Raw genomic sequence first — 5,637 nt, forward strand, 5'->3', positions numbered from 1 at the left:
AAAGAAACTGTTCGATTGAAAACAGGATGTTCAGGTTTGGAATCTTTTGTATCGACACAAAAATAACCGAGTCTTTCAAATTGGAATTTCTCACCGAGTTTTGCTGTTTTTAAAGATGGTTCAAGTTTACAATTTGTAAGAACTTCCAGAGATTTCGGATTAATATTGGATTTGAAATCCTTCCCTTCTTCGTTTTCTTCGGGAAATTCTTTCGTGAAAAGCCTGTCATACAGACGAACTTCCGCATCGATAGCATGTTTTGCAGAAACCCAGTGCAGGGTTGCTTTGACTTTCCTTCCATCAGGAGACGAACCACCTTTTGTTTCCGGATCATAAGTGCAATGGAGTTCAACAATTTCATCATTTTCGTTTTTAATAACTTTTTCGCATTTGATGAAATAAGCATAACGGAGACGAACTTCCCTACCCGGAGCAAGACGGAAGAATTTTTTAGGCGGATCTTCCATAAAATCATTTTTCTCAATAAACAAAATTTTTGAGAAAGGAACCTGACGCGTTCCAGCCGATTCATCTTCCGGATTATTGATCGCTACCATTTCTTCGACCTGATCTTCAGGATAATTCGTAATCACAACTTTCAGCGGATCCAGAACTGCCATCACGCGCGGAGCAGTTCTGTTCAATTCTTCCCGAATGAAATATTCGAGTAGAGCAATATCGACCGTGCTGTCTGCTTTGGCAACTCCGATCCGATCAAGAAATCTCCTGATCGAAGTTGGAGTAAATCCTCTTCTTCTTAAACCTGATAAAGTCGGCATGCGCGGATCGTCCCAGCCAGAAACATAACTTTCTTCGACTAAAGTGCGGAGTTTTCTTTTACTCAAAACCGTGTAAGTCAAGTTCAATCTGGCAAATTCGATCTGTCTCGATGGGAAGATACCGAGATTTTCAATAAACCAGTTATAAAGCGGACGATGGTCTTCAAAACCGAGATCGCAAAGTGAATAAGTGATTTTTTCAATGGAATCCGACTGTCCGTGCGTAAAATCATAACTCGGATAAATACACCATTTATTGCCGGTTCTGTGATGTTCAGCGTGGATGATGCGATACATGATCGGATCACGCATATTGATGTTTGGAGAACTCATATCGATCTTGGCTCGCAGAACACATTCACCATTCTCAAATTCACCATTCTTCATTTTCTCGAATAATTCCAGATTTTCTTCAACGCTTCGATCCCGATACGGACTGTTCTTCCCCGGTTTTTTCAAAGTTCCGCGATATTCTCGAATTTTGTCGGGACTCAAATGGCAAACATACGCTTTTCCATCTTTGATCAATTTCAAAGCAAATTCGTAAAGTTGTTCAAAGTAATCAGAAGCAAAATAAAGATTTTCTTTCCAGTCGAAGCCCATCCATTTGATGTCTTCCTGGATGGAGTCCACATATTCAGTTTCTTCTTTGACAGGATTCGTATCATCAAATCTAAGATTGTAAACTCCATTGTAATCTTCTGCAATTCCGAAACTCAAGCAGAATGCTTTGGCATGTCCGATGTGCAGATAACCATTCGGTTCAGGCGGAAATCTAGTGTGAACAACTCCGTTGTTTTTATTTGTTTTCAGGTCATCCTCGATGATTTCGCGGATGAAATTTGATTTTGTTTCTTCGCTCATATTTTGTTCCTTCTCTTCCAAACCTTCAAGGTTTTCAAAACCTTGAAGGTTTCGTTTAATTTATCCAAAAAATATTTCGCTTAATTTATTATAAATCCCGATAATGATCAACTGCGGATTTACATGACCAGCGAGTTTTTTCAACATTAATTCCAGGAATTCCAGGATTTTCGGAGCATACTCATCGATATTCGGATTTTGATGGTATAAAGTTTCCAGCATATCAGTCTTATCCAGGTTAACAATTTCGGAAGGGAAATTCTTGAAATAGGAAATATCGCTGATCCAGATGATCAGGTGGGAAATTATTTCCATTAATTGAGATTGTGTTTTGGAAGTTTTGTAGCGATTCGCAAAATCGATGAATCTCAAATCATCTTGAGCAATCAATATATTCAGAAATTCAATCGTTTCTTCGCGGGATGCTGTTGTTCCTTTTTCCACGAGTTGCAGTGCTTTTTCCATGTTTCCATGAGCAATCCGGGCAAACATTTTTGCTTCGATATTTTCCAGAAATTTGTTTTCTTCCAACTCCTTTTCGATGATTTTTCGAGAAACTGGTAGAAAAGGAACTTGCTGGCACCTGGAAAGTATTGTTGGTAAAAGTGAATTCGGTTTGCTTGTTGTCAAAATTAAAACCGTATCTGTTGGAGGTTCTTCGAGAGTCTTCAAAAAAGCATTGGCAGCTTGAATTCCCATTGTTTCAGCATTTTCGATGATATAAACTTTATAATTCCCCTCGTTTGGAGAAAGTTTGATCCGGTTTTCCAACATCCTGATACTGGCAATTCTGATCCCGATATTCTTGGTAAAATGGAATTCCTTCCAGGGAGTTTTGATCTTATTCTCGATATATGATTCATATTCCTGTAAAATTTTCTCGACCTTTATCTCCCCTTCAATGGAAATATCTTTATCTTTTTCCTTTGGAAATGGAAAAACAAAAAGGAAGTCCGGGTGAGAAAAAGATAGAAATTTCTTGCAGGAAGGACAGATCCCACAAGGTCGCTTCTCAAGTGTAGAATGACAGTTGATCGCCATTCCAAAATAAAGAGCAGTTGTAAATTTACCGACTCCATCCGGTCCATAAAAAAGATAACTGTGAGCGATCTTGTCTGTTTCGATCGCATTCTTTAAAATCGAAATCGCTTTTTCCTGACCTTTGATTTTTTCAAACATATTTTTACCGCAAAGCCGTGAAGAACGCAAAGATTTAAAAAACTTGAGTTAAGTTCGACTTCAGCTCCACACTATTTGCAAGCAAATAGTTCTATTAAGATGAAACCACACTAGAACATCGGAATGTTCAGCTTGCTGATCTTCCGATTGTTCGGAAAAATGTACCTCAACATTCCGAAGATTTTGCAAGCAAAAACATTCGGAAGTTAAAAAGTAGTTTCATAGGAGTCGAATCTTGACTTAAGTTGAAACAACCTGGCAATCCTCAATTCGCACTTGGTTGCAAGTCGAGTCTTTTTACTCTTCCATCACCTTCTTAATATAAACACTCTCAAATTCGCTTGCTAGAATGTCCATATAAATTTCATCATATTTCTTGCTGTTAATTATCTTTGCTTCTCGTCTTTTTCCGATCAATTTAAATCCTGCTTTCTCATAAGACCTGATCGCTCTTTTATTATAACTGTAAACTTCCAGCCAGATGTTATTTAGATTCAGAATATTAAAACCATAATCGAGAATGAGTTTGGTCGCTTCCGTTCCGAATCCTTTATTCCAATACGATTTATCTCCGATAAAAATACCAAATCCTGCTTTGCTATCCATATGATCTATGTTGAAAAGACTGCAGTTCCCGATCAGTTTATCATTCTCTTTATCGATAATCCCGAATATCTGTGACTGATTTTTACTCATATCGGAGAGGATTTCTCTTTCTTTATCCAGAGTGATCTGATGGGAAGACATCACCAGGTTTTTCGAGACTTCCAAATCATTTATCCATCCCACATATTGCTCTGCATCTTCGATACTGATGGGAGAAAGATAGCATTTTTCTCCGATCAGTTTTTTGTAATATTTCATGTTTGCTTCCTTTTACAATCCAAGAAAACTTGAGTTAAGTTAGATTTAGATATCTTGACTTAAATTTCATAATGTTTCGAATATGCCACGCCATCTTTCGCAAACCACTCGACTTTTGAAAGCAATCTCAACCCAAATAAAACCACAAAACTAAAAAATGAATTCTGGCGTGGATATTTTTGTTTTTGTTATCGGAAGTTTTGTAATTCTTCATATATAATCAAATATGGTTTTTTGCTGTTCTGTTTCAATAATGTTGTTTCTTCTAACTTCTTCAATATCACCATTTAATCTTTTTGAAATGATGTTATAATATTCATCAGAAATATCCATTGTAATAAATTTTCGTTTGAATTTTTTAGCAACTGCTGCGGTTGTTCCAGTTCCTCCGAAAGGATCTAAGACTAAATCATCTTCATTGGAACTTGTTTTAATAATTAATTCCAATAAATCTTCCGGCATCTGACAGGGATGTTTCCCTATTCTTTCTTTGAAAGTTCCGCATACTCTTGAGAATTGCCAAACATCATCAGGAATCTTTCCTAATGGATTTGCTCGTTTATCTTTATAAACAAGCTGTCTGGCAGAAGGAACTCGTATATTTTTATCGTTAAATGTAAATTTCTCCTTATTCTTTGTAAAATATAAAATATGAGTATGGGAACGATTAAATTTTTTTCTCTGATTTTGACCAAATGTGTAATACCAAATAATCCAATTTCTAAAATAAAAACCCGTTTTTTTTAAAATTATATTTATCTCTGCTGCGAATTCATCACCGATTGCGATATATATTGAACCATTTTTTTTAAGCAACCTGTGAGTTTCTTGTATCCATTTTTCCGACCAGTTATAGTAATCTTTATATGACATATTATCATTATGAACATCGTATTTTATTCCGATATTAAAAGGTGGATCAGCAAATAATAAATCTACCGATTTATCAGGTAATGTTCTCATAATTTCTATGCAATCACCTAAATATACTTTATTAGCTTCCATTTTTATTTCTCCGGATTGAACAACTGACAGGGTTTTATCTTAAATTGTAATTTTGTAGGATCCGGAGTCCCGCCTTTTCTTTGCATAGTTATTTTACCAATACGCAAACTACCTCGTGGTGATATACAAACTTCACCTTTTCCAAAAAAATTCATTACAGTATTAATATCATTAAGTATCCAGGTTGTTGTCTCATTTACTTTATCAAGTCTTGTAACTAACATCCAATCAGCGGATAGTCCACCTCGTCCCCGGATTATATCATTCAATATCACAATTTTGTTTTTCTCAAAGAAGTTAATGATTTTATTTTGGACAGTTTCCGGCATTTCATTTAAGAACAAGCGTCTGTTATCTCTGAATATTTCAATACCTGTCTTTTTTGAATATTTTTGTGGATTTGATTCTCCGGTAAAAAGTTTGAGCCAAAAAGCAATATCATCATCAAAATTCCACATTTCCTGATAATTTGAGATAGATCGTTTATCAATTTGATTATAATCTGCATTTTTGTTTGCTTTCTTTAAAGATAGGTTTTCAATTTTTAATATATTTCCTATCTTTATGATAATACTTATTTGGGCATCAGCTTTTTTAAATCGAATAAATTGTTCATATTCTTCTTCATTTACACCAAATTTATTAAAATCAATTTTCTTAATTCTGGTTGGGATTTGGATTGCTTTTACAGAGTTGAGTTTACTAATATCATATCCCATAATTTCAAGCCATTCTTTAGCTTCACCATCTTTTTTCCAATCGTTAAACTTAATGCAAATATCTTTTTCATTTGCAAATCCACCTTTTGCTGTTTTTGAACCGAGTTCTGTTTTATTCATAATTTTTTTTTAAAGTATGAGTCCACTCTAAAAAGGCAATAATTTGGAATATGTATGAAATTTTGCCCGAAATTTGGAAACTGATGAATCACTTAATGACCTCTATC

General features: G+C 35.1%; 5 protein-coding genes. All 5 read right to left on the minus strand.

From position 1 onward, the window contains the following. Nucleotides 1–1,643, minus strand: a 1,643-nt coding sequence (locus ENL20_09200; GenBank protein ID HHE38733.1) for a glutamine--tRNA ligase/YqeY domain fusion protein, incomplete at its 3' end; no start/stop codon positions are given. Between the two features lie 60 nt (nucleotides 1,644–1,703). Beyond that, nucleotides 1,704–2,822 carry a DNA polymerase III subunit delta' gene (gene holB / locus ENL20_09205; GenBank protein ID HHE38734.1) on the minus strand — a complete coding sequence of 373 codons (1,119 nt, stop codon included), beginning with the start codon at nucleotides 2,820–2,822 and terminating at the stop codon, nucleotides 1,704–1,706. A 297-nt stretch (nucleotides 2,823–3,119) separates the two neighbouring features. Then, nucleotides 3,120–3,686, minus strand: a complete 567-nt coding sequence (locus ENL20_09210; GenBank protein ID HHE38735.1) for an N-acetyltransferase — start codon at nucleotides 3,684–3,686, stop codon at nucleotides 3,120–3,122. Between the two features lie 210 nt (nucleotides 3,687–3,896). Further along, complete coding sequence (locus ENL20_09215) at nucleotides 3,897–4,691, minus strand: site-specific DNA-methyltransferase (protein ID HHE38736.1); 795 nt, start codon at nucleotides 4,689–4,691, stop codon at nucleotides 3,897–3,899. Nucleotides 4,692–4,693: 2 nt separating this feature from the next. After that, the gene (locus ENL20_09220) at nucleotides 4,694–5,530 is read right to left on the minus strand and encodes a type II restriction endonuclease (protein HHE38737.1); all 837 of its coding nucleotides are present in this window, start codon (nucleotides 5,528–5,530) and stop codon (nucleotides 4,694–4,696) included. Nucleotides 5,531–5,637: the final 107 nt, after the last annotated feature.

The organism is Candidatus Cloacimonadota bacterium (assembly GCA_011372345.1).
GTDB lineage: Bacteria > Cloacimonadota > Cloacimonadia > Cloacimonadales > TCS61 > DRTC01.

Coding starts and splice junctions, on each gene's coding strand:
- holB (HHE38734.1), bottom strand. CDS start 2,822: ATGTTTGAAAAAATCAAAGGTCAGGAAAAAGCGATTTCGATTTTAAAG.
- ENL20_09210 (HHE38735.1), bottom strand. CDS start 3,686: ATGAAATATTACAAAAAACTGATCGGAGAAAAATGCTATCTTTCTCCC.
- ENL20_09215 (HHE38736.1), bottom strand. CDS start 4,691: ATGGAAGCTAATAAAGTATATTTAGGTGATTGCATAGAAATTATGAGA.
- ENL20_09220 (HHE38737.1), bottom strand. CDS start 5,530: ATGAATAAAACAGAACTCGGTTCAAAAACAGCAAAAGGTGGATTTGCA.